This window comes from Lysinibacillus sphaericus, assembly GCF_000600105.1.
Taxonomy (GTDB): Bacteria; Bacillota; Bacilli; order Bacillales_A; family Planococcaceae; genus Lysinibacillus; species Lysinibacillus sphaericus.
Map to the genome: position 1 here is coordinate 3,085,997 of NZ_CP006837.1, position 24,845 is coordinate 3,110,841.

Annotated in this window: 27 protein-coding genes; 4 read left to right on the forward strand and 23 right to left on the reverse strand. The window is 38.7% G+C overall.

The features are described from left to right. Positions 1-105: 105 nt before the first annotated feature. The 4 genes from T479_RS14815 to gpr all read right to left on the reverse strand — a co-directional run bounded on the left by T479_RS14815 (position 106) and on the right by gpr (position 5,695). The gene (locus tag T479_RS14815; RefSeq protein ID WP_025220060.1) at positions 106-957 is read right to left on the reverse strand and encodes an excalibur calcium-binding domain-containing protein; all 852 of its coding nucleotides are present in this window, start codon (positions 955-957) and stop codon (positions 106-108) included. 270 nt (positions 958-1,227) lie between these two features. After that, entirely contained in the window at positions 1,228-3,117 is a 1,890-nt protein-coding gene (locus T479_RS14820; protein WP_025220061.1) for an acyltransferase family protein, read from the reverse strand. A 619-nt stretch (positions 3,118-3,736) separates the two neighbouring features. Further along, a complete protein-coding gene (spoIIP, locus tag T479_RS14825) occupies positions 3,737-4,627 on the reverse strand; it encodes a stage II sporulation protein P (protein ID WP_227665364.1) in 891 nt (296 codons plus the stop codon). A 51-nt stretch (positions 4,628-4,678) separates the two neighbouring features. Next, positions 4,679-5,695, reverse strand: a complete 1,017-nt coding sequence (gpr, locus tag T479_RS14830) for a GPR endopeptidase (RefSeq protein WP_025220063.1) — start codon at positions 5,693-5,695, stop codon at positions 4,679-4,681. A 163-nt stretch (positions 5,696-5,858) separates the two neighbouring features. On the opposite strand from gpr, the gene rpsT reads away from it, so the two are divergent. Next, on the forward strand, positions 5,859-6,107 hold the full coding sequence (gene rpsT, locus T479_RS14835) for a 30S ribosomal protein S20 (RefSeq protein WP_024363081.1): 249 nt from the start codon (positions 5,859-5,861) through the stop codon (positions 6,105-6,107). Positions 6,108-6,321: 214 nt separating this feature from the next. Here the strand turns inward: rpsT and T479_RS14840 are convergent, their stop codons facing one another. Together T479_RS14840 and holA are read right to left on the reverse strand one after the other, a co-directional pair. Further along, a complete protein-coding gene (locus tag T479_RS14840) occupies positions 6,322-7,356 on the reverse strand; it encodes an acyltransferase (RefSeq protein WP_024363082.1) in 1,035 nt (344 codons plus the stop codon). Positions 7,357-7,413: 57 nt separating this feature from the next. After that, a complete protein-coding gene (gene holA, locus T479_RS14845; RefSeq protein WP_025220064.1) occupies positions 7,414-8,424 on the reverse strand; it encodes a DNA polymerase III subunit delta in 1,011 nt (336 codons plus the stop codon). A 165-nt stretch (positions 8,425-8,589) separates the two neighbouring features. Between holA and T479_RS23295 the strand changes: the two genes are divergently transcribed. Next, positions 8,590-8,727: a YqzM family protein gene (locus tag T479_RS23295; RefSeq protein WP_024363084.1), complete on the forward strand. Its 138-nt coding sequence runs from the start codon at positions 8,590-8,592 to the stop codon at positions 8,725-8,727. A gap of 32 nt (positions 8,728-8,759) precedes the next feature. Here the strand turns inward: T479_RS23295 and T479_RS14855 are convergent, their stop codons facing one another. The 12 genes from T479_RS14855 to T479_RS14910 all read right to left on the reverse strand — a co-directional run bounded on the left by T479_RS14855 (position 8,760) and on the right by T479_RS14910 (position 18,737). After that, positions 8,760-10,925, reverse strand: a complete 2,166-nt coding sequence (locus T479_RS14855) for a DNA internalization-related competence protein ComEC/Rec2 (protein ID WP_227665365.1) — start codon at positions 10,923-10,925, stop codon at positions 8,760-8,762. A 122-nt stretch (positions 10,926-11,047) separates the two neighbouring features. Then, the gene (locus T479_RS14860) at positions 11,048-11,617 is read right to left on the reverse strand and encodes a ComE operon protein 2 (protein WP_024363086.1); all 570 of its coding nucleotides are present in this window, start codon (positions 11,615-11,617) and stop codon (positions 11,048-11,050) included. 120 nt (positions 11,618-11,737) lie between these two features. Next, positions 11,738-12,376, reverse strand: coding sequence for a helix-hairpin-helix domain-containing protein (locus T479_RS14865; RefSeq protein ID WP_025220066.1), 639 nt, complete (start codon positions 12,374-12,376; stop codon positions 11,738-11,740). 527 nt (positions 12,377-12,903) lie between these two features. Beyond that, complete coding sequence (locus tag T479_RS14870; protein ID WP_025220067.1) at positions 12,904-13,644, reverse strand: class I SAM-dependent DNA methyltransferase; 741 nt, start codon at positions 13,642-13,644, stop codon at positions 12,904-12,906. Further along, the gene (gene rsfS, locus T479_RS14875) at positions 13,645-13,989 is read right to left on the reverse strand and encodes a ribosome silencing factor (protein ID WP_024363089.1); all 345 of its coding nucleotides are present in this window, start codon (positions 13,987-13,989) and stop codon (positions 13,645-13,647) included. Further along, a complete protein-coding gene (yqeK, locus tag T479_RS14880) occupies positions 13,986-14,558 on the reverse strand; it encodes a bis(5'-nucleosyl)-tetraphosphatase (symmetrical) YqeK (protein WP_024363090.1) in 573 nt (190 codons plus the stop codon). Before yqeK ends, rsfS begins: the two co-directional genes overlap by 4 nt. Next, positions 14,527-15,117: a nicotinate-nucleotide adenylyltransferase gene (locus T479_RS14885; RefSeq protein WP_025220068.1), complete on the reverse strand. Its 591-nt coding sequence runs from the start codon at positions 15,115-15,117 to the stop codon at positions 14,527-14,529. The genes yqeK and T479_RS14885 overlap by 32 nt, the downstream gene beginning before the upstream one ends. Before the next feature lie 9 nt (positions 15,118-15,126). Then, positions 15,127-15,429, reverse strand: a complete 303-nt coding sequence (yhbY, locus tag T479_RS14890) for a ribosome assembly RNA-binding protein YhbY (RefSeq protein ID WP_025220069.1) — start codon at positions 15,427-15,429, stop codon at positions 15,127-15,129. A gap of 5 nt (positions 15,430-15,434) precedes the next feature. Further along, positions 15,435-16,265 (reverse strand): shikimate dehydrogenase, encoded by an 831-nt coding sequence (gene aroE, locus T479_RS14895; RefSeq protein ID WP_025220070.1) that lies wholly within the window; start codon positions 16,263-16,265, stop codon positions 15,435-15,437. Positions 16,266-16,296: 31 nt separating this feature from the next. Further along, on the reverse strand, positions 16,297-17,400 hold the full coding sequence (gene yqeH, locus T479_RS14900) for a ribosome biogenesis GTPase YqeH (RefSeq protein ID WP_024363094.1): 1,104 nt from the start codon (positions 17,398-17,400) through the stop codon (positions 16,297-16,299). Next, positions 17,397-17,921: a YqeG family HAD IIIA-type phosphatase gene (locus T479_RS14905; RefSeq protein WP_227665469.1), complete on the reverse strand. Its 525-nt coding sequence runs from the start codon at positions 17,919-17,921 to the stop codon at positions 17,397-17,399. Before T479_RS14905 ends, yqeH begins: the two co-directional genes overlap by 4 nt. A 33-nt stretch (positions 17,922-17,954) precedes the next feature. After that, positions 17,955-18,737 carry a phosphatidylserine decarboxylase gene (locus T479_RS14910; RefSeq protein WP_024363096.1) on the reverse strand — a complete coding sequence of 261 codons (783 nt, stop codon included), beginning with the start codon at positions 18,735-18,737 and terminating at the stop codon, positions 17,955-17,957. 136 nt (positions 18,738-18,873) lie between these two features. Here T479_RS14910 and pssA point away from each other — a divergent pair, with 136 nt between their 5' ends. Next, complete coding sequence (gene pssA / locus T479_RS14915) at positions 18,874-19,374, forward strand: CDP-diacylglycerol--serine O-phosphatidyltransferase (RefSeq protein ID WP_051147750.1); 501 nt, start codon at positions 18,874-18,876, stop codon at positions 19,372-19,374. 87 nt (positions 19,375-19,461) lie between these two features. Then, the gene (sigK, locus tag T479_RS14920; protein ID WP_024363098.1) at positions 19,462-20,169 is read left to right on the forward strand and encodes an RNA polymerase sporulation sigma factor SigK; all 708 of its coding nucleotides are present in this window, start codon (positions 19,462-19,464) and stop codon (positions 20,167-20,169) included. A 406-nt stretch (positions 20,170-20,575) separates the two neighbouring features. Here sigK and mtnN read toward each other — a convergent pair whose 3' ends face one another. The 5 genes from mtnN to T479_RS14950 all read right to left on the reverse strand — a co-directional run bounded on the left by mtnN (position 20,576) and on the right by T479_RS14950 (position 24,845). Beyond that, positions 20,576-21,268 (reverse strand): 5'-methylthioadenosine/S-adenosylhomocysteine nucleosidase, encoded by a 693-nt coding sequence (gene mtnN, locus T479_RS14930; protein ID WP_025220072.1) that lies wholly within the window; start codon positions 21,266-21,268, stop codon positions 20,576-20,578. Between the two features lie 211 nt (positions 21,269-21,479). Beyond that, positions 21,480-22,142, reverse strand: coding sequence for a YrrS family protein (locus T479_RS14935; protein WP_025220073.1), 663 nt, complete (start codon positions 22,140-22,142; stop codon positions 21,480-21,482). A gap of 109 nt (positions 22,143-22,251) precedes the next feature. Beyond that, entirely contained in the window at positions 22,252-22,740 is a 489-nt protein-coding gene (gene greA, locus T479_RS14940; protein ID WP_024363102.1) for a transcription elongation factor GreA, read from the reverse strand. Positions 22,741-22,926: 186 nt separating this feature from the next. Further along, positions 22,927-23,565, reverse strand: a complete 639-nt coding sequence (gene udk, locus T479_RS14945) for a uridine kinase (RefSeq protein WP_024363103.1) — start codon at positions 23,563-23,565, stop codon at positions 22,927-22,929. Then, entirely contained in the window at positions 23,565-24,845 is a 1,281-nt protein-coding gene (locus T479_RS14950; protein WP_029747273.1) for a peptidase U32 family protein, read from the reverse strand. Before T479_RS14950 ends, udk begins: the two co-directional genes overlap by 1 nt.

Below are 24,845 nucleotides of genomic sequence, written 5' to 3' on the forward strand. Positions count from 1 at the left end.
AGGAAGCACTAAATAATTCAATAACTAACTATATAGTTAAAAAAGCACCTGCATGTTGGCAGGCGCTTTTTTAATTCTATTATTTGCTACTCAATTAAAGTAAAATTATCTTTCGCAAGCCCATCCATCTTTGTCTCGATCATGTTTAGGTGCATAAGCAGGGTGGTCAGCTCCTACACCATTTGGGTGATCTTTACGAAGCTCCGTACAATTTTTATAGGTTTTATTGCTATTTGAATTACTAGCATTTGAAGAGCCACTTGGTTTACTCGTTGTCGCGGCAGCTGGATTTTTTGAGCTTAAGTAAGTATCTACTACATAGCCCTCGTAATCATCAGTTGTTACGAACGACCAGCCAGCAATTGTAGAATGAACGGCTACTTCTTCATTTTTAGCTAGCTCCCCTACTTGAACACCTGAAGGGCTTGCAATATTTCTAACAATAAGACTGCTTGCTAGCACATATTTAGTCGTTGGCTGTGAATTGCTCATAAAATTAGTAGCAGCATAGCCAATAACATTACCATACTGGACAAAGGACCAACCATCACCAACTGATCCGAAATCTTTGACAACCATTTTATTTTGTAATGTTGCAATCGTTTTACCTTTTAAAGATGGCGTTTCTTTTACAACCAACCCACTTTTCGAACTCGCAATTTTAATTGTGTATGGCGCATCATCAAGTGCATCTTCCATAATATAACCATCAATCATTTTATTTTCGTTATTTAAATACATTATACGAGAAAAATCATTATGTTCACTAATTGAAATAACAAATTTCCCCTTTTCCACAGTTCCAATTACTTTTGTATTAGTATCAGTTTTTTCATATACCTTTGATGAAGAGTCTGTTACTTTTACTTCTTTAAAAGTGCTAGCGTTTGCAATGTTGACATGGAATGCAAATGCTAACATTAGTGTCATTACTAATACAAGTGTTTTACTTTTCATTTTTTGAGTCTCCCTTTTTGTCATTTGCTATAAATAACCTTTTTATGTAACACTTGAAAGTTGGTAACTAGTGGATTCACTGTATCCATCAATCCCTCCTCCCACTAAATATTATACATAATTGGATTATAATTGGTATAAATATATTAAATTAGAATCAAATTATTTTTTCTGCATAAGAAAAAATCCCTGTTCTTTCATATAAAAAGACGAGTCACTCCATAAAGTGACTCGTCTCAGAGAGACTATCTAGCGACAGCAGGATGCTTATTAAACTTCATTCATACGAGCATCAATTGCTTGCTGAATTAGACTCGATAAAGCTTCTACCCCTTTTGGCTCCAAATGTACCCCGTCAGGTGCAAAATATTCGGGATGGTTTAAGGCTGTAGAATGCCAATCAATTAGCGTAATATTCTCACGTTCTTGCGCTTTATTCGCTAAAGCATTGTTTACTTTTGCTTCCCACGGACGTGGTACACGTGTGTTCACTAAGTATATTTCTGCTTGAGAAAAAGCACCAAGAAGCGTGTCAATTTGGTCATTTGTAAAGTATCCGTTTGTGCCAAGTTGAATAATGATAGCTTTATCAGGTTGATTAAAGCGGGCGTAACTAGGGAGCAGTTTGACTGCTTGCGAAACTTGTCTCCCGATTTTTCCATCTATTGTAATGTTAGGGTAAAGCGTATGTAAACTTGTAGCAATATCAATCATAACAGAATCCCCGATAGCTAGTAGTTCTTTATACGGTCCTTTCTTCGCAATGTCACTTACATCATCTTTCTCCGTTTTTGACGTTGCTTCGTTATTATCAACAGGTGATTCTACTTGTTCATCTGTGGAATCTTGCTCTACTGTATCCTGATCTTTTGCAGAAGCATGTTGTCCACCATTTATTTTAATGTTTGTTGGGTAAGACTCCTTTGTGTCCTGTGGTGCTTCTCCTACTACCCCTGTTATACCAGTAAAAAACACGAGTAAGAAAAGTGGGATAACAGCAGTTGCAATTTTTCTTGCAATTGAAAAATCACGCCATTTGTTCGGATGGATGATTAAATATTGTCGGAAATATAATCGGAATCCTTTTTTACGAATAGGCATTTCAATAAAGCGATAAGATAATTCAGCGAACAGTAATATGAGCAATAACTGTATAGTAACACGCCAATAGACAGGGTTTCCGATTTCATGAACAGGAGTACCTAACACAATAATAGGGTAATGCCAAAGATAGATTCCGTACGATCTAGAACCAATCCAGCGAAGCGGCTTCCATGCAAGTAGTTTGCCTAAAAAACTAGCTGGATGACAAACACAGGCTATTAATAGCGCTGCATTTAGACAAAGTAAGAACATACCACCTCTATATAAAAATGCTTGGTATTCATCTACGAATAAAATACTGACAATAAAAATACTAAAGGTAATGACACCTATGCTGTTAAGTTCATAAACATGCTTAGTAGAAAGCTTTTTCGTAGAAAGTCTTTTCATCGGCCAAACGAATGCTAACCAACAGCCTATTAACAATTCGAAGGAACGTGTATCTGTCCCATAATAAATTCGGCTTGGGTCAGCTCCTGGCTGATACAGAATGGCCATGAGAATTGCTGAACAAATTGCGCCAATGAAAATAATTGTTGAAAATTTACTTTGTTTTTTAAATAGAGCTAAACCAATTATCAATACAATCGGCCAAATAACATAAAATTGTTCTTCAATCGCCAAAGACCATAAATTCTTCAATGGGGAAGGCGACCCGAAACTATCAAAATAGGAAAGTTTATGATAAATAAACCACCAATTACTAGAGTAGAAAAGGGAAGATAGCGCATCTCCACGCATAGTATTTAAAAGTTCTTTATGAAAAAACATGACCCACACAAAAGTGGTCATAATCATAACATAGGCAGCGGGCACTAGACGTCGAAAGCGACCAATCCAAAATCGTCGCAAACTGACTGTTAATTGATTCCCTTTCACCGGTAAAATGGTTGAAGTAATTAAATAACCTGATAAAACAAAAAAGATATCAACTCCGAGGAACCCTCCACTGGCCCATCGAAAGTTAAAATGGTAAGCAATGACTGCTAGTACTGCTAAAGCTCTTATCCCATCTAATCCTGGGATATAACGATGATTCAATGTCTTGCCTAACATACTGTTTCCTCCAATAAAATATAAAACGTCGTTCCCTTTATTAAGTTATTTATAAAATGTGAGTATATTGCCTAGCCTCTGCTCCTTTTCTACGCTTTATTCTTTACTTACTTATACTATTAAAGACGTATGAGCCACCTAAAAGGTTGATCATTTTCTTAAGCAAAAAAATTTTCCACGGTGGGATTTTGGTTATACCATGTTCATTCGTTTCTTAGCTACCATAGAGTATAAAAAAATACTATATTTCTTACAAATCATATGTATAAAACATCATTAAAGTCACTTTTATATTAAAAATTTGTAATGTTGCAACCAAACAACAAAAAAAGCATCTGCCCATAATGGAAGATGCTTTTGAAACGGCTTTTTTCATTGATGAACACAATCGAAAATCGCCCGATTCAATAAGGCGTATGAGCTGACTTGAAAAGTATAATGCAAGGTATCAACAATTGAAAGACCTAGTAAAAAATTTTTTTAGGTAATTCTCTCAATTGGCACCTTACATACCATTCATTACCCTTTATTGATGGCATCAAACTATTTTCTAAAGTGGACAGCGATGAAAAAATCGCTTGAACTTGAATAGGAAAAATTCAATATAGTTAATAACTGTTTAACTTTTAGATTCCGTTACAAAGGTTTTTGCAATTGCTTTTCCAATAACAGCAATTGTACGATTTAACTCATCTTCTGTATTATCGATGCCACCTAATTCAATTAAAATCATCTCTTTAGCTAAATCTTGATTGTAGCGACCATCTACATTATCACCACTTTTCGATATAACCCCTCTTGAAACCTTTGGCACAATGTCATTCATGGCAGCAGAAAGACTTTCTGCATAAGCCGTATTCCATCTGTAATTTTTATGTTCTGCGCCTACGACTATGGCAATACGTGCATATGATTGATTGTTGTGCATAGTAGTTGTCGCATTCCGTTTGGCCGAATCTCGATGCAAATCAATTATTAAATTATAGGATTGCTCTTGTAAACGATTAGATAAATAGGGACGTACTGTGTTATAAGCTTGTGGAAAAGTTTTGCCTTCCGATTTCATTACCTTCATCACATCAACATCTAATACATCCGTCTGGATACCGTTCATGCTAAAGTGCTTGGAAATGGCGCCTTGTAAGTTATAAATATTTGTTTTGTCATCATAAACGGCCACTTTTCCGCTAACTGCTTTTACTATCGGTTGATAGGCTTCTTGTGAATGTGTAAATAACAATAATACTTTAAATGGATCCTGCTCTTTTGTCGGCTCTGACGTCGATTTTGGTGTCGATTCTGGTGTCGATTCTTCCGTCTGCTCTTTTGTCTTTTCTAGTTCACTTTCTTCTTCTAAATTAGTAGCGGCAAACACGACTTGTTTATCCTCTGGTTGTTTCATCGGAGTCGATGCTTGCTTGTTGAACGGAAGTTGCCCAGCAATGACTGGTAATACGAAAAAGAACAATAATAGACCAATTGACCATTGTAGTTTTTTTAGCAAAGTCACACCCTCCTCCCCTTATCGTATGGAGGGGATGTGTCTTTTAGAACGATGAATTTATAGGTCGTTTGCCCATTTTGTAAGCATAGTTGAAATGAGTGTTGCATAGCGATCTATCCAATAATCGGCTTCTTTCGGTGTGACCATTAACTGTGCATGTGAAGCAGCAAAAGTCTCTTCAAAAAGCTGTTGACGCTCCTCTTTTGACCATGTTGCCCATTCACCGAAAATGGGTGTAACGAGAGACATATCAAGTTCTTTATTAATATCTGGACGCCATGAAGATAATGATAATTTAGACGAAGGTTTTCCTCTCTCTGCAACTCGCGCTGCAATCGTGCGTAACATCACCTCTACTGCGTCAGCAATTAGCACGGGTGCATCAACAACTGTTGGAATCCCAATAGCCGTGACAGGGATACCAAGCATTTCTAAGGAAATTTCCTTGCGTTGATTGCCGACACCTGAACCTGGGTGAATGCCTGTATCGGTAAGTTGGATGGTTTTACATAAGCGGTCGCTTGCTCTTGTTGCGAGGGCATCTACGACGATGATGAGTTTTGGTTGTAGACGCTCAGCTAATGCTGCTACAAATTCACCTGTTTCATAGCCTGTTTGCCCTGTCACACCTGGTGCATACATGACAAATTTGTCATCGATTTTATCTAGACTATGCAAGTGATCGATAACATATGGTCCTATGGCATCCGGTGTTATCGTTCGATTGCCAAGCCCTATAATTAATATTTTGTCATCCTTCTGCCAAGAAATTGATTCATGTAACGTTTTAAAGTTTGCTAGCAAGGCTTTTTCAAGTTGTTCAAATCCATCCTCATCTTCTAATGTAAGCGTTGGTACTGAAAGGGTTATATATTTCCCTTCTTTTTTGCCTATTTGTTTCTTGCCTTCTGCGTTCACTTGGACATCGGTTATTTTCACGCGTCCTGCAGTGCGGTCTTCGATTTGAACCCCAGATGATTGTTCAAGTGTTTCTTTTTGTTCCTTCGTTTGATGTAAAACGACCTCTTCAGATTCATCAATTAAATCAGTCCGTTGCCAATTTAAATTTTGCATTCAGCTCACCTCAATTAGTAGTTTGTTCAAACTGTCAAGTAAATATTCTTTGCATTTATCTATTGCAATTTAGCCTAGCGTTTGTTAAAATGATTTTTGTTGTATTGACACAAGAAATCAATGAGAAGATATCATCTCGTACCTATTTTAGGAGGTGAAAGATATGCCAAACATTAAATCTGCGATTAAACGCGTAAAAGTTAACGAAAAAGCAAACGTTGCTAACTCTCAAGCTAAATCTGCAATGCGTACTACAGTGAAAAAAGCTGAAAACGCTGTTGCTGCTAACGCTGAAAACGCACAAGAACTTTTACAAGCAGCTTACAAATCTTTAGATAAAGCAGCTTCAAAAGGACTTATCCACAAAAACGCGGCGGCTCGTAAAAAGTCTCGCCTAGCTAAAAAAGCGTAAGTGTTTATAAAGGATCAGTTTACTCTTCTTGAGTAACTGGTCTTTTTTCGTTTTTCAACAATTATAGGATTGCCCAATAAAAAATCCGCTATGCTTCTTCGAAAAAACATGGGGCCCCTAAAGGTGCTCCTTGTCTTCCCCTCGGAAAGGCACAGCGGATTTTCTTTATCAGGAAAACAATTCACACTTGCTATTATGTATGAATCTTCCTTAACTAAATCACTCTTTTTAGATATGGTATTTTCTGCATAATCCACACAACTATTGTGGAAAGCACTAAAATAATGAGTACTTGTAATGGAATAGCAAATAGCGGTTTGACAAAAAGCTCATTTTCATCAAAAAAGTACGGGCGGACTTTATCTAAGATCATTGCATGTACTAAGTACACACCAAAACTTGTTTGCCCAACTAACTTAACAATTCTACTTGTCTCATAGCTTCCACTTGCCACTTTACGATTGACCCAATATTTCACAAAAACAAAGAGAGCGATACTCATCGCAATAACATTTGGACTAGAATAGGAAAAAGCATAGCTTGTAAATTGTCCTTGCTGCTCTGTTAAAACATTTGTACGTAGAATTGTTTCAAGTGCTCCAACTATCCCTAGCATGTAAATGCCCACACGCCATTTTTTCGATAGTTCAAATGTCGCTAAATAGTAGCCCAATATAAAGAAACCGATATACTCACTTAAAGGGAAAAATAATGTAAATTCATTACTCACAATATATGAATAATAACGGAAGCCCCCATAAAATAATATCCAGAGAACAACCACATAGCCTATCATTTGTTTCGAGGCATGATTAACGAAAATATTAAAGACGGGCGCTAGTAAATAAATACCGATAAGCGCATAAAAATACCACAAATGATAGTATATCTGATTATTAAAAAACATGATTAGAAACTCTTTCAAAGAATACCCAGGATTCCACATATACGTTGCCCACGCATAATAGATTATTGACCAAGCAATAAAAGGTAGTAAAATTTTATTCGCACGTTTTTTAAAAAAAGTACGCAGCGATTCTTCTTTCCGCCCAAGTAACAGTGCCCCACTAATCATTAAAAAAATGGGCACACACCAGCGCGATAATGCATTATAAACAATGCCTGTTTGCCAGTCAAATAAAGTAATTTTGTCATAAAGCACGACATAAGGAGTCGCAGCATGTAAAAGTAATACGCCTAGAATTGCAATGGCTCTAAGGCTGTCCATGTACTGAATTCGTGTATGCACGTTCAAAAACCCCCCACGACATTATACAACCATTCATGCCCAACTAGTTAATCTTTTTTACAGTTGGCGTAGTAAAAATAGTTCTAAATATCGCTCGCGGTTTCCTCCTGCTGTTTTTAACTGTAAATCGACTTCTGCCAACTGATATAAAGCTTTCAGTAAACTTTCTTCAGATGGACGGTTGCGTTGCTCAACCATTAACTTGACACGATATGGGTGAATTTTTAAGTTTTTTGCAATTTGCTGTGGATGATAGCCCTTTTTCAGCAAATAAAACACATTCGACATCGTCCGTACATTCGAAGCAAGAAGCCCGACAAGCATAATCGGCTCCTGCTTTTGGCGCAATAAATCATGGTAAATCGACAATGCCGCTACAGGGTCATGTCCAAAATATGCGTTTAACATTTTAAAGGCATCCTGTTCTAACGTTTTTGCTACTAAATCTTCTACGAGCATCGTTGTTATTTCTCCGCCCTCACCTACATAGAGCGATAGTTTCTCCATTTCCATCTGTAGCTGTAGCATATTCGGTCCAACCATTGATACAAGCTGCTCAATAGCACTTTGTGTAATCGTATTGCCCTGTGCTTTCACAAGTCCTTGAATCCATACTGCTAAATCTTGTTCTTTCGGCGTTTCGGCTTGGACAATGAGCGCATGCTCTTTCATCATTTTTGTCACTTTTTTACGTTCATCTAGCTTTTCGTATGGTGCAATAAAAACTGTTACAGAAAAATCTGAAGGATTTGCAAGCCATGCCTCCAAACGTTTCACATCATGCTCGATTTTTTCTTTTCCCTTTTCAGTTGCCTTTAAAAACGATGCGTTTTTAGCAATCACCAGTTTACGCTCTGAAAAAAATGGAATCGTATCCGCTTCATCCATTACGACATCTACCGGTAATTCCTCTAAGTCAAAAGCCGTCATTTCAATTTCTTCTTCTGTGCCGAGGGCTTCCTTTAAACGTTTCACTGTTTCATCTATAAAATAGCTTTCTTCACCAATTATTAAGTATACAGGTGCAAGCTGACCTTTTTTTATATTGTTCCAAACCGTTGATATCATATTTTTACCTCCATCTAGCAATACTATTAGTATACATGATTTAGTTTCGGTTGTGACTTTGGGCTAAATTGTGTCGATTCCTTGCCACATTGGTAATTCGTCTTTTCGATATAGCTTTTATGAAAATGATGTCTTATAATAAATAACAGAATTGGAGGGATGACAATGAATCCATTTGAAGGTAAAAATATACAATGCAAACGTAACGATGCTATTGATTCTGGCGTTGGTTTCGGCGTATCTTTTGGGGTTTTCACTATTATGTTTATCATCGCAGTAATAGTAGACTACGCAGCAATGTAAGCTACCTTTTATACCAATGTAAAAGACCTTGTTCAGTTTTGGACAAGGTCTTTTTCAGTACGCACATGCCATCTATCTTTATGTGCTACCACTTCAATCGTCCCATCTGTACCCGTTATCATCGTTGCTAATTCACGCCGTCGAAAACGTTCGACTACTATTTCATGCGGATGATTGTAGCGATTATTACGTCCTGCACTAAAAATGGTTAATTTAGGCTGTAGAAGCTCTACAAATGGCTCAATGCTTGAAGTTTTACTACCATGATGCCCAGCCTTTAAAAGCGTTATGTTTGCCAATTGTGGACCATATTGCTTTATTAACTGATGTTCACCAGCTTCCTCCAAATCGCCTGTTAACAATGCACGAAACGATTCCTGTTGTATAAATAACACAAGGGAATCATTATTGCCCTCATAATGTGTATCATCCGGTGATAAATAGTGAAAATTTGTCGACCCCACACGCCATGAAGTACCTTTCATTTTTTCTTTTACAGGAACTTTTTGTTTCGCCGCTTCCGCTAATAAGTCTTGCATTACTGGTGTATCGAGAGAGCTAGGTGTTACATGAATTTCACGCACCCTAATCTCCTCTAGCACTTCTTCTGCCCCCTCTACATGGTCAGCATCTGGGTGTGTCATAATCATTATATCCACCTGTCGAATACCTTTTCCTTTTAAAAACGGGACAATAACCTGCCTACCAACCTCATAGGGGCGCTTAGGAGCCTTCCAATCCTCTTCCTTGAATCGAAGTACACCTCCAGCATCTACCACGTATACGGCCCTTCTAAACGGTAATTCGATGACTGTACAATCACCCTGCCCTACATTTAAAAATGTCAGCCTCGTTTCGCTATATAATTTAGGTGCAAATTCAATACAAAGAACAGGTATTAAAAGCAATATGGCAACTTTACCATAGCGTCTCGCTTCTAAAAAATACAAGCTACTAAGCACGCTAACAAACGCTAGACACACAAGCCATAATGCAGGTTTTCCAGGCGTCCATAGTTGCATCGGCAAAGCTTGTAAATATATGATGGCTTCCGACAGCCAAGCACGCAAAGGCTCATAAAATTTGAAAAATAGCTTAGCTAAAGGCATCGAGATGAACGAGACAATGAGCAACGTCAGATTTGTCGGTAAAATAACAACCGAAAATAATGGCACAAAAACAATGTTTGCAATAAACGATGAGATTGATAGTTCATAAAAGTGATAAAGTAATAGCGGATACACAAGTAGTTGGCATACAAACGTGACTAACAAAGATTTGAACAACCAGTGCCTGCCCTGCAAGATTGCATTCGAGTATAAAAGGCTCATTGTTGCAAGATAAGATAACTGAAAGCCCAGTTGAAATATTACCCCAGGCTCCAATAAAACAAAGCCAATAAAACTAATGGCTAGTGCGTCATCAACTGGTAACTGCCACCTCGCAAAGCGCATTAACATCACCAGTTCTACAACCGAAACAGCTCGAACTACAGAAGGCGCTCCACCGGCTAACACACCATACATAGGTAACACAACGAGCAGGACAATTGTCGCTATTTCTTTTCGTATACCCACTCGTAGTAATCCTTCATAAAACAACCATGAAACGAGTGCGACATGTAAGCCAGAGATAGCAAATAGATGCGTAATGCCTAGCTTCTGATATGCTCGCTGATGCTCTTCGTCTACATGATCCCGTAAACCAATAAGCAACGCCTGTGCCTCTGCTACAAGGGAGGCAGGAAAAGTAGTTTCAATATGCTTTTTTAGGTGGAATCTGTACTTTGCAAGCACTATGCCTAATGATTTTTCTTTTGATATCAACGACCAACCCTTGACTTCAAAAATGCCCCTTGCGCCTTTGCTCACTAAATATTTATCAAAGGACAAAGCGTAAGCATGTGCTGGTGGATTCGGTGCTACCAGTTCGCCCTGAACGACATAGGTAAAACCTGTAATCGATGTCGTTTCATAAAAATGTTTTTCTTGCTCTGAGGACAATGTATACATCACATAGAGTTTTTCACCTGTCTCTGTTTTTGCAAAACCACTAAGCCGTTGCCCATTAATTTTATAGTCGCTCGTCCATGTTAATTGAAAAGTTGACGGTAAGGGGGAAGGATCCGTCAATCGAATGGTGGAAAAAAAGAAGAAAGAAAGCAGTCCAACACCTATCACAAGTGCTGGTATCATCATTGCCTCACCTTTTAAAATAAGCCATGATGCTAATAACAGAACACCAACAAGTAGCCAAGCTGACTTGTATGCCGCAAGCGAAGCAACAAGTACAGCTAGTGCTACATAAATCCATTTATGCTTTATTGTATTTTGCCAAATAATGCACTCACCTTCTGTTCATAAGGGAGCAATTTTTCTGCTGGCATGCCGCTTTCACGTAATGCATGTAGCATATCTATGTACAAGGCTAATTTTTCATTTCTTAAAAAATCAATTTTGCGCTCATCAAAGGGTACATGTAATACTTCTACACCTGCTTTTTTAAATAACTCTTGAGCATATGGATTATTTTTATAATCTGTTGCATAATAGACACGTTCAATCCCTGCTTGAATAATGGACTTCGTACATGGTAAACAAGGGAAATGTGTCACATACAAATCTGCTCCTTTGGTCGGTGTACCGTACTTGGCGCATTGTAGAAGAGCATTCATCTCTGCATGCACCGTACGAACACAATGGTTATCAACAACATAGCAACCCTCTTCAATACAATGTTCATCACCTGTAATTGAGCCGTTATAGCCTCCTGCTATAATGCGTTTATCACGTACAACTGTTGCGCCTACTGCTAGTCTTGTACAAGTACTACGTAACGCGAGTAAATGGCTTTGTGCCATGAAAAATTGATCCCAAGTAATACGCTCCATATGACTACCTCCTAAATTTACTTACATTAATAACAAACTGCGCTTCCATGCCACAGTCACTTTTCTACTCTAGTGTAGCCCTTTTAGAAAAGGGTCGTCAACTTCACAATATTTGTAAAATTAGTTAACGGTAATGGCATCCTTAAACTTTTCAAATGTTTTTTCACCGATACCTGCCACCTTTTTTACATCTTCTATTGTTTGGAAACGTCCATGTTCCTCACGGTAGGCAATAATATTTTGTGCCTTAGAAGGACCTATCCCAACTAATGTTGCCAGCTCTGTATGATCTGCCTTATTGACATTGATTTTATTATTCGTTGTCAGGTTGCTTTCATTTGCTGTAGCAATGTTGAAACTGGACATTACGTCATCAAGTTTTTCTCCTTTTACAGGAATATAAATAACCATTTCATCCTGCACCTTTTGCGCATGGTTAATGTGCCGTGTATCAGCGTCCTCACTATAGCCGCCTGCAAGCTGGACTGCATCTATCATACGTTGATCTGGCTTAAGTGCATAGACACCTGGATGCAATACAGCACCCTTTATATCAATAAGCACCTGCTGTACGACCGCTTCTTCAACAGGTTCTTCTATTATTGCTAGCTGTTCTGTCGGTTGGATTGTTTCGATGAGCTCTTCTTGGGGAGGTGAAGAGTCAAAATTCGAGAAAAAGAAGTAACAAAGTCCACTGATTACTAGTATGCTGGGGAGCAACACACTTTTCTTATACTTTTGCCATAAAGATTGGATCATGCAAACCATCCTTTCTATGCAAAGGTAATCATATGGAGTCTGTTTTAATCATATACTATCGCTCTGATGGAGAAAAGTAGATAGATGCTTTCTATCCAAAACGAAATTGTTCAAGCCATATGTTATTAAAACCTTATATTTAATCAGAAAGAGGCTGGGACTAACTAGAAAAATTTAAGGAATAGAGGAAAGGTGTTCATAAATTTTTGCTATATGGAGAACTTGGCTAACTTAGCTATTCTTGCTTTTGCAATAAATAAAAAATTAGAAGGGTTATTAGTTGTTGGTAGCGGAGGTGGTGACTCCGGCGGGAACAGCACATAATGTTAGACGCAACAGACCGCGCGTAGCGAGGGTTGCGGCTTACGGTGTGCCCGCGGAAAGCACCGCCGTAGCGGACAACAACGGCGCAGCAAAAAAGTGTTAGATTGATGGCAGTCAATCTAACACTTTTTCTCTTTTGTCCCAGCCTTTTCTAAGTATTGGCCCCCATCTTATCAAACTTTCAGGAGTACCTGTTGCAATTATCATTTCACCGCACGAATAAAAATGCGTTCACTTTCGTATTCTGGTGCTTCCTCTGTAAAATCTGCTGTTACTTCTATATCTGTAAAGCCAATCTCACGAAGCCATGTCATATAGTGTTCAACAGCAAATGTACGTTGGAAATGCTCCTCATCAAAACGTTCATACAAATCACTTCCAGCATCTCGAACATAAAACGTCATTTGATGGACAATCGAATGTGCATAGTCCCCAGGCTCTGTATGCCATACGTAACTAATATCTCCATCATCATACGTAAATGGTCCATCTAAAAAGATTTCATCCATTTTAAATAATGAATGGACATCAAAGAACAGTTGACCACCTGGTCGTAACGTATGAAGAATACGCTCTAGCGTCGAATAAACGTCTGCTTGTTCCACCACATAGTTAAGTGAATCAATGGCAATCGTGACAACATCCAGTGCCTCAAAGCCGTCCAATTCATGCATCGACATACAGAACAGCGGCACTTGTAAACCCGCCTCTGCAAAACGCTCTGCGGCTATAGCAAGCATATCTTCTGACAAATCAATACCACTTACCTGATAACCAGCCTTTGCTAGCATCAGGCCAAGCACACCAGTGCCACAGCCAATATCTAAAAGCTTCGGGAATTGATTGCTCGGCGCATGTTGCTCTACCCACTTTACGTAACGATCATACGGAATATCCGTTTGGAGCTCATCGTATACATGGGCAAAACGTTCGTAGCTACTCACTTACGCCTCTGATACGTCTAATTGTGGTGCATCGCCCCATAGACGCTCTAAGTTATAGTAAGCACGCTCATCCTTGTGGAATATATGTGCTACAACATCACCAAGGTCTACTAAAATCCAGCGTGCGCCATCGAAGCCTTCAACACGACGAATTTCGTGTCCCTCTTTCACTGCTACCTCTTGTAATTCACGCGCAATCGCTTGTACTTGGCGATCTGAATTCCCGTGTGCAATGATGAAATAATCTGCTAAAAGTGAAATACCTTGCATATTTAAAACGACAATATCCTCGCCATGTTTGTCGTCGATTGCTTTGTAAGCTGCTTGTAATAAAGTTGAAGTCATCCTTCACTGTCCTCTCTTTTCATCATATCGTTATAACATGCTATAGATAATGGATAGATAGCCTGTTTACTATCAATTAAAAACGCCAATGTATGACGTATGCAGGCACTCATAGCCTTATCCAAATTCTTTTGCGCTTTTTTTCGCAGACGTTCTACACCATCAAATTTTCGATTCGGTTCAATCATATCTGCAACAAAAATTATTTTTTCTAAATTACTCATCGCTACACGTCCTGTCGTATGGAAACGGATTGCATTTAATATCTCTTCATCCGTTATGCCGAATTCACTTTCAGCAATATACGCACCAACAGGCCCATGTAGTAGTTCACTGCCCCAGCCAATCAGTTGTTGATCTAACTGTTGTGTTTTAACGATTTCCTCCATCCATTCGATATCGGCATACTTTGCAATATCATGAAGAATAGCAGCTGTTTCTGCTTTGCTCTCGTTTTCACCATAGATTTTTGCTAACTGTATGGCTGTTTCCATTACACCAAGTGTATGAATATAGCGTTTCTCAGGCATGCGAGGTTTAATCGCTGCTAAATACTGTTCGCGTTCCATAAAGACCTTCCTCTCGTATAAACGTCTCTACCGCTTCTGGCAGTAAAAAGGTTACCGTTCTACCAGTAGCAAGGCGCTCACGAATCAGTGTCGACGATAAATCGATTTGCGGTACTTCCACCATTAATACAGGATACTCCGTAAGCGCCTCTGTCTTCGGACGCTTTACGCCGACAAATTGAACAAGTTCCACTAGCTCATCAATACAATACCACGTATGGAGTGAATCAATCATATCGCCACCAATGATAAAGTAAAACTCCACAGTAGGCTCCTTTTCACATAATGCAGCAAGTGTGTTATAGGAATAGGATACACCGCCCTTATCAACCTCATACGACTCAACACGAAAATGCGGATAAGGTTGAATGGCGCGCTTCACCATTTCTAGGCGTTTGTCATCACTCGCATCATGCGGAGCTTGTTTATGGGGTGGTAGAGCATTTGGCAAAAAACGTACCTCATCTAACTCCAATGCATGAAAAACTTCGTTTGCCATGATTAGATGTCCAATATGCGGTGGATTAAACGTACCTCCAAGTAAACCGACCTTCTTCATCGTTTCACCTTATTTCGCTGCTTTTGGTAACACAATTTTCTTGTTGTTACGTGATTCTTTATATAAAACAACTGTCAAGCCGATTAATTGAACAAGTTCAGCATGTGCACCTTTTGCAAGAGCCTCTGCCACTTCGTTTTTGTCATCTTCACAGTTATCTAAAATACGCACTTTAATTAATTCACGTACTTCTAATGCTTCACGAATTTGCTTTGTCATTTCGTCATTCACGCCGCCTTTTCCTACTTGGAAAATCGGTGTTAAATGATGTGCTTCTGCACGTAAAAAACGCTTTTGTTTACCTGTTAACATAAAAATTATTGTCCTCCTAATTGCGCCTTTAATCGCGCAATCATTGAATTTGTATTTGGATATTCATCGAGCCAGTAATGGAAAGCAATCGCACCTTGATGTACGAACATTCCAAGACCAGTTACAACGGTCGCTCCTTTTTCCACAGCCGCTTGTAAAAAAGGCGTCATTAATGGATTATACACAATATCTGCAACAATTGCGCCTTTCGCTAGTCGATTCAATAAAAATGGCATCGAAAAGTCACCCGTTACAAGCCCAGCTGACGTCATTTGCACCAAAATGCCAAAGTCAGCCAATGATTCCTCCGCTTGCGCTAAAGAAATTGCACGCCCTGTTCCGAGTTCATCGATAATTGCTTGTGCATTAGCTACTGTACGATTGGCGATTGTTAAATTCATATATCCTTGTTGTTGCATGGCAAATGCGATGCCACGAGCTGCCCCGCCTGCTCCAATTAGAAGCACAGGCTTATCTTTATGTGACTTGCCGACAGCTTCTTCTAATGAGCGTACAAAACCAAGCCCATCTGTATTGTATCCTTTTAACTTCCCCTCTTTTGTTCGTACAACGGTGTTCACCGCACCCATTTTTTCTGCTAACTCATCTAGCTCGTCTAAATAAGGAATGATTGCTGTCTTATGCGGTATGGTCACATTCCAACCACTAGCACCTAATGTTTTAAAACCAGCAATCGCTGCCTCTAACTGATGTGATGGTACGTGCACTGGAATATAGGCTGCATCGATTGCCATTTCTTCAAACCAAACATTATGCATGGCTGGTGATTTTGAATGCTCAATCGGATCACCAATTACTGCAAACCACTTCTTCATGTCCTAGTTCCTCTTCTCTTCTTTACTAATATTAAATGAGCGATGGACGAATTGATACTTGTACACCTTTTGGTGCATAAGCAGCAATGACCACATTCGCATGCTGTACCGTAATCCAGCCAAGTCCCGAAAAGACCACATCTGTTTTTGCTTCTTTGATTGAAAACTCATGACGGACTAACTCTGGAAGCTTGTCGATAAAATCTGCAGTCGGAGGTGCCAATAATTCCCCCTTATGCTCAGCATATAGCGTATCTGCCTTTTCAAGCTTTGTACGGTGGATTGGCAAATCATTTGCCACGTGAATTGTAAATGCTGAACGTTCCCCTTGAATAAAGTCAAATCGCGCAAGTGCACCAATAAATAATGTTTGTCCTGCATTTTGCTGATACACTTTCGGCTTAATTTCTTTTTTGGGCATAATATACTTTAATTCGCTTGCATCAATATAATGTGCCATCTGATGGTGATTAATAATCCCAGGTGTGTCATATAATGCACTACCATCATCGAGTGGAATTTCAATCATGTCCAATGTAGTGCCAGGGAAATGCGAGGTAGTAATGACTTCTCCTTCACCCGTAGCCTGCTTAATAACGCGGTTAATAAACGTGGATTTCCCAACATTAGTACAACCTACTACGTACACGTTTTGGCCGTTGCGATACTGGTCTATAGCCTCCATTGCTTCAGCCATTCCTTGGCCCTTATGTGCACTAACTAACAGCACATCAATCGGTTGTAGACCAAGTGCCTTCGCTTCACGTTTGAGCCAGTTAATTACTTTTTTGGGCTTCACTGATTTTGGCAGTAAATCAGCTTTATTCGCTACTAATAGCACTGGATTTTTGCCAACGAAGCGATGAAGCCCTGGCAACCAGCTACCATTGAAGTCAAAAATATCAACGATTTTCACGATCAAGCCTTGCTGTGTTCCAAGGCCATTCAAAATACGCAGAAAATCGTCATCTGTTAATGACACAGGTTGTATTTCATTGTAATTTTTCAAACGGAAGCAACGTTGACAAATGACTACGTCTTTTTCTAATGATGATGGGGGTGCATACCCTACTGCTGTTTTATCTTCTGTTTGAATTGTCGTACCACAGCCAATACAATTTGGCATTTCGTTCATTCTTGTTCCTCCCAAGTAATTATTCCTTTACGTTTTAAATCATTGAACACACGACGTTCAACGAAACGATTAAATCTTGTTACGAGCCCATCTGATTGTGCAACTGGTTTTACTAACACAGTATGCAAGCCTAAACGTTTGGCGCCCATCACATCTGTAAGTAGCTGGTCTCCTACCATTACTACTTCATTAGGACGTAAGCCTAGTTGAATAACAGCACTATAAAAAGCATTACGAAGTGGCTTTCTTGCCTTATGAATATATGGAATGTTAAGTGGCTCAGCAAAATGCTTTACACGTGCTTCTTTATTATTTGAAGCGATAATGACACGAATGCCAGATTCCTTCATAATACGTAGCCAGATAATTAGCTCTTCCGTTGCATCTGCACGGTCCCATTCCACAAGCGTATTATCTAAATCTGTAATAATTCCTTTAATGCCTAGTTCTTGAAGCTTTTCTGGTGTTATTTCAAAAATGCTTGTCACAAATTCATCTGGTAATAAAAAATTATACAAAATAGCGACCCCTAATCTAAACGTATTATTCGACCATTATAGCATATTTGCAAAGGCTTCACCCATGCGAATTGGACTTCCTTGTACAACATTGTCCGTAAATGTAACGGTATCTTTCTCAAATAGCATGACCACTGTCGAACCAAATGAAAAATAGCCAACTTCTTCTCCCTTTTGCCACTGGGCTGTTGTATTTGTTAACACAATGGAATTGACAAAAGTAGCACCGACTTTAATAAATGCCACATGCTGGTCATTTGCCACTTTTAACTCCGTTACAAGACGATAGTTATGAGAAATTGGCTTTTTGCCGTAAGTTAGACCTAGCTGATTGACCGGGAAAGATGATTGTCCCAATGTGTATTGTCTTAACACTTCGCCATCAATCGGGCTATGGATTCGATGATAATCAGCAGGACTTAAATAAAATACGATAAAATGTCCATCGGCATATTGCGCAGCACGATCATTATTCCCTAGTAAGTCCTGTAAAGCATAAGGTTTGCCCTTTACAAGAAAAGTCATATCCCATTCAATGCGGCCAAAGGATTCCACTTTTGCATCCACTGGACTTGTAAAAACAGTAGGATTTTGGTCTACTGGTCGTGCATCTGTTAAAAGCTCTCTTGTAAAAAAATCATGCAAACTTGAAAATTGTTGTGGTTTTTTTGAAACTTCTTCAAGGTTAATATCGTATAATTTCATATAGCTTGGAATTATTCGCTTACTCCACTTCGCTTTAGCAATAGTTTGTAAAAGCTGGGAAGATTGTTTGCCATTCGTTAATTCTATTAAGCGTTGGTATAGTTTTTCTTTCATAAAGCAAAACCCCTATCCATTAAATTAGACTGTCAATTTTTTCTCATCCGAAGTATAATGGTACAATATCTTAAGTGCAAAGGAGTGATCCGCCTTGTTTTTTTATCACAAGTTGGTGGATACGACGGTTAAGAAAATGAAATCGCACGCAGCAAACTTCATCACAATTAGTAATATGTCCTTTGGTGGCGCGGCCATAATGGCCACTTTACATGAATATTATAGCTATAGTGTCTTGTTTATCTTTATTGCTGCTCTTCTCGATCGCTATGACGGGAAAGTGGCACGCGCGCTCGGACAAGTATCTGAGTTAGGTAAACAATTAGATTCTATGAGTGATATTATATCATTTGGTGTAGCACCTGCATTATTAATGTATGAAGTTGTCCTAGTTGATTTTGGTTTCGCGGGCATGATGATGACCGTTCTTTATATCGTCTGCGGTGCGATGCGATTAGCTCGCTTCAATATTAGTGAAGCAAACGGTTATTTTACTGGGCTCCCGATAACAGCTGCTGGTACGCTATTAACATTAACGTATTTTGCGTCGACTACGTTCCATCCAGCCTTTTATCTTTTCCTACTACCGATTTTAGCTTTACTAATGATTAGTACATTCACGTTAAGAAAAGTGTAACAGCGTAATTGCTGTTGCACTTTTTTTCATTGAACGACCTTTCTTAACATATACTGTCGAAAAATGGGGAAAGGATGAAATCATTCAATGAGCGGAATTTTTACTTCTATGTTGCAGTTATGGTTTGAAATCCCTGCGTTATTCGGTTATTTAAAAGGGCAAACATTCCATAAACCCTTTTCTAAAGAAGAGGAAGCTGCTTGTATTGAACGATTTTTAGGTGGTGATGAGCAAGCGCGTCTTGATTTAATTGAGCGCAATATGCGACTTGTTGCACATGTCGTAAAGAAATTCCACCCAAAACATGAACAACTCGATGATTATATTTCAATCGGAACAATCGGTCTAATGAAAGCTGTTGAAAGTTATACACCCGATAAAAAGACGCGCCTTGCAACGTACGCAGCACGCTGTATTGAAAATGAAATTTTAATGCATTTAAGGACCCAGAAAAAAGTACAAAAAGATGTATCCTTATTTGAACCAATTGGCACAGACAAAGATGGCAATGCATTACAAATTCGCGACCTGCTACAATGTGATGAAGAAAGTGCAACCGAAAAAATCGAACATAAAGAACATGTTGCCCAGTTGTACCATTATTTGCACATGCTCGATGAACGCGAGCTGGAAATTGTCACACTCCGTTATGGGCTAAATCAGCATGATGCACTGACACAAAAAGAAATTGCTGCCCGCTTAAATATTTCTCGTAGTTATGTATCTCGCATTGAAAAGCGAGCACTCATTAAACTCTATCAATTTTATAAAAGAGATCAAAAGTCTATTGAGTAATTTATTGTAATTTGTTATTGATAAAAATTCAATCTTGACATAGCAGTACTTGTTTTATTGATGCTCTTTGCATAACGATTTTCATTAGTTGCTAACACATTTTAGCGTGGCTGGTGTCCATTGAGGAGTCCGTTAGTTCCTCGAACAATAAAAAGCTCCTTTTTGACTTTAACAGCCACAAAGGAGCTTTCTATAAAGTATTAATGCGTTGCTTCTGTCAAATCTGCCGAAATAAGCGTGCCGATTAACATTGTAATTATTACGACACCTGCTGTTAAAAATAGCATAATGAATACCTCCCATCGAACTATGAAGAGAATATAATGCCATTGTAGCATTGAAGATTATTTACGACTGTGATTTTTCTCACTTTTTTCACTGCTCACTTTGTCTATTACATGTAGATTTATAGAGCCGTAATTGCTTTTAATACAATTTGTGTTGAATGTTTTGCAGCGACTGGTAAGAACTCATCGAAGCTGATGTTTGATTCTTTGCCAGCAATATCAGATAGTGCACGAATAACTACGAAAGGTGTACCGAATTGATAGCATACTTGTGCAACAGCTGCCGCTTCCATTTCAACAGCTTTCATTTGAGGAAAATGTTGACGCACTGCTTCCACACGTACCGGATCATTCATAAAGGCATCACCAGAGCAAATTAAGCCAATACCGTATTGATGTTCACCAACTGCTTTTACAGCTTCTTCGGCAACTTTTATTAATTTTTCATCTGATTGGAAAGCAGCAGGCATACCTGCCATTTGACCAATTTCATAACCGAAAATTGTAACATCTACATCATGATGACGGACTTCATCTGAAATAACAACGGCTCCAACTTCAAGGGCCTCATCATAACCCCCAGCAGAACCTGTATTAATGACTACATCTGGTTTGAATTCATGTAATAAAATTGTTGTTGACATTGCCGCATTGACTTTACCAATACCGCTTTTTAATAGCACTACTTCTTTTCCTTCATATGTCCCTGTTGTGTATTCACTACCAGCAATTGTTGTACTATTAGCACCTTCTAAAGATGCGCGTAATAACTCTACTTCCTCTTCCATTGCACCGATAACTGCGATTTTCATGAATTCATTACTCCCCTTCTTTTATCCAACTCTATTAAACAACGATGTGTCGGCTTTGGCATCCGTATTGTAACAAGCACCCGCCGCAAACCCCAATATCCGTTGACGTGTTTCCATAACCTACGGATAATGGCTCTAGTCACCAAACATTGTGCTATTGAGCTATGTTTTTACCCAATAGATTTAAAAATAATCAAAACAGCAGTTTTCGTCAATAGGCACCTTCTAATGTATTCAACTGTTCTAGTTTTACAGGAAGCCAGCCTTCGTTATCAACCCATTCCATGCTGACACGATACTTTTCACTTTTATCTTTTGTCGAAACCGTTGCAATGGCTTTATTGGCACCACCATTATTTTGCAAGCGCCAAACAATCAGATTGTCATTTGTAATGCCAGTAACGGCTGTCACTGTCGCAATTTTTTCTGCCCAATCTACAGATTGATCATCGTAGGATGACACATGCTCTCCAGTTTGCGTTGTCGGCGTAGGTTTCCAGCTTTTATCTGTCACCACACGGTCAACAATAGGATTGTCTGACGTCGTTTCCACTGCCGTATTTTGTTCTGGTTGCTGTTCTGCCTCTTTCGACTCGTCTGTATCTTTCGTCTGTTCTTCATCTTGTGACTGTTCGTCGTTACTCGCTATGTCTTCCTCTTTTGAAGGTTCCTTCTCACTGTCATCGTTCTTTTGCTCTTGAGCTGGTTCCTCTTTAACAGTTTCTTGTGCATCATCTTGCCACTTAAACACATACGTTGCCACTATCACAATTAATATAATGACAATGCCAATTAAAATATTTAACATTTTATCTAGCTTTTTATTGTGAGATGGCTGCAAATGACGACTGCTTCGTGTTTGTCGTTCACCCATGAAGTCTCCCCCTCTCTAGCCAATATTTTATCAAGTTCCACACGACTTGCAAAATAAAAACAGTTAGCTCTTCTCTAGAAAGAAGAGCTAACTGCTTGTACATCTGTGATTATTTAATTGAAAGAATTTTCACTTTCATTTCACCACCAGGTGTTTGTACAACTACTTCTTCACCTTCAGCTTTTCCAAGTAAGCCTTTTGCAATTGGTGATTCATTTGAGATTCGGAATTCCATTGGATCAGCCTCGGCAGAACCAACAATCGTATAAGATTCTTCATCAGAAGAAGGTTTACCGTTAATAATTTCTACGAATGTAACCGTTTTCCCAAGCGAAACTACACTGTTGTCCGTTTCATCTTCAGTAATAATTACTGCGTTACGAATCATTGATTTTAATGTAGAAATACGTCCTTCTAAAAAGGCTTGCTCTTCTTTTGCTGAGTCATACTCGGCATTTTCAGAAAGGTCTCCGAAGTCACGTGCAATTTTAATACGCTCTACAATTTCTTTACGCGTTTCTGTTTCTAATTTCACTAATTCTTCTTCTAATTTTCTTTTACCCTCTGCAGTCATTGGGTACTGTTTTTCGTTTGACAAAGTACTTCACTCCTTATTTCATCAATATAAAAACATAAAACTCGACCAAATGCTTTGAAAAATGCATTTAATCGAATTTTATTATTTTTAATCCATTTCAAAATACACTTTGACCTAATAGTATGCATGCCTTACAAAAATATGCTTCATAAAGCATGTAAATATTGTCAATACCACTCTATCTTATTACAATACGTTGTCAGTTTCAAGAATAGTTTTAATTTTCGTTACCATCAAATCAATCGCTACGCCATTCTCTCCACCTTCAGGAATAATAATATCAGCATAACGTTTAGTCGGTTCAATAAACATATTATGCATCGGTCGTACTGCAGATAGGTACTGGTCAATTACAGAATCTGTTGTACGTCCACGCTCTTTAATATCACGTAAAATACGACGAATAATACGTAAATCTGGATCCGTATCAACAAATAATTTGATGTCCATTAAACCACGTAAGTCTGCATCCTCTAATACTAAAATTCCTTCTAGTATAATAACATCTACTGGCTCTACATGGATAACTTCCTTAGCACGCGTATGCTGTACATAGTCATAAACCGGCTTATCGATTGGCTGACGCTTTAATAATTTTTTTATATGCTCAATCAATAAATCATTATCAAACGCTAGTGGATGGTCATAATTCGTTCCAAGTCGTTCTTCAAATGTTAAATGACTTTGATCTTTATAGTAGTAATCTTGTTCAATTACTACGACAGAATGCTCACGGAAAACATCATAAATAGCACGGGTCACACTCGTTTTACCTGAGCATGAGCCACCAGCGATTCCGATGACAACTGGACGCTTGATTGCCATTAATTATTCTCCTTTCGCATCATGTTGTGCGGTTGAAGTGGTGTCTCACATTTAAACTTAACAATTTGCAATGGATGACGTGCCGCATCTAAGCTATTGCCATCCTCATCCCAAATTTCCCCCATTGTAATGCGGAAATTTTCGATTTCTGGCCCAAAAAATTCTACTTCATCACCTGGTTTAAAATAGTTACGTTGTTGCATCGTTACAATTTTTGTTTCAGGATCATGCTCTAAAATAAGCCCTGCAAATTCATAGGTTGTTTTACGACCATGAACGCCAAACATTTGCTCTTCATGACCTGGTGCATCATGGAAGAACGCCTCAGCAGTGTCACGATTTGCACATTTATCTAACTCTTCTAGCCATTCCCGTTTAATTTTAAAATTGTCAGGGTCTGCACAATACGCATCAATGACTTTACGATAGACAGAAACTACTGTTGCCACATAGTGAATCGATTTCATACGGCCTTCGACTTTTAATGAGTCAATGCCAAGCTCTATCATATGTGGTATCGCTTCAATTAACTTTAAATCTTTCGGACTCATCGCAAAAGGTGCATGATTGTCATCAAAGAGCGCTTTTTCCTCGCCGTCTTCCAACTCGTATAAATCATAATCCCAACGACAAGATTGGCAGCAGCCACCACGATTGGAGTCACGTGCTGTCATATGATTTGATAACACACAACGACCTGAATAGGCGATACACATTGCGCCATGAACGAAAGCTTCAATTTCGATATCGACTTTTTCTTTCATTAGCTTCATTTCTTCGCCGCCAACCTCACGTGCTAAAACAACGCGGTGTAAGCCTTCTTCTTTCCAATACTGTACTGCTTTCCAGTTTGATAAAGATTGTTGTGTAGAAAGATGGATTTCTAGCTTCGGCGCAGCACTACGACATGTTTCGATAATAAGTGGGTCCGCTACAATAATGCCAGTAACGCCTGCTGATTCAATATCCTTTAAATATTGCTCTAAACCATCCATATTTTCATTATGAGCGAAAATATTCGTTGTCACGTAAATTTTTGCTCCATACTTATTTGCAAACTCTACACCTTCACGCATATCTTCGATAGAAAAATTATCTGCGTTTGAGCGAAGACCGAATTCTCGACCTCCGATAAATACTGCGTCCGCACCATAATGGACAGCTACTTTTAGTTTTTCTAAGCTACCTGCAGGGGCAAGTAGTTCAGGTTTTTTTGTAATGACGCGTTTACCGTTTATCATTTCACGGATTTTGTCATTTTGTTCTAATGCCAATGCCAT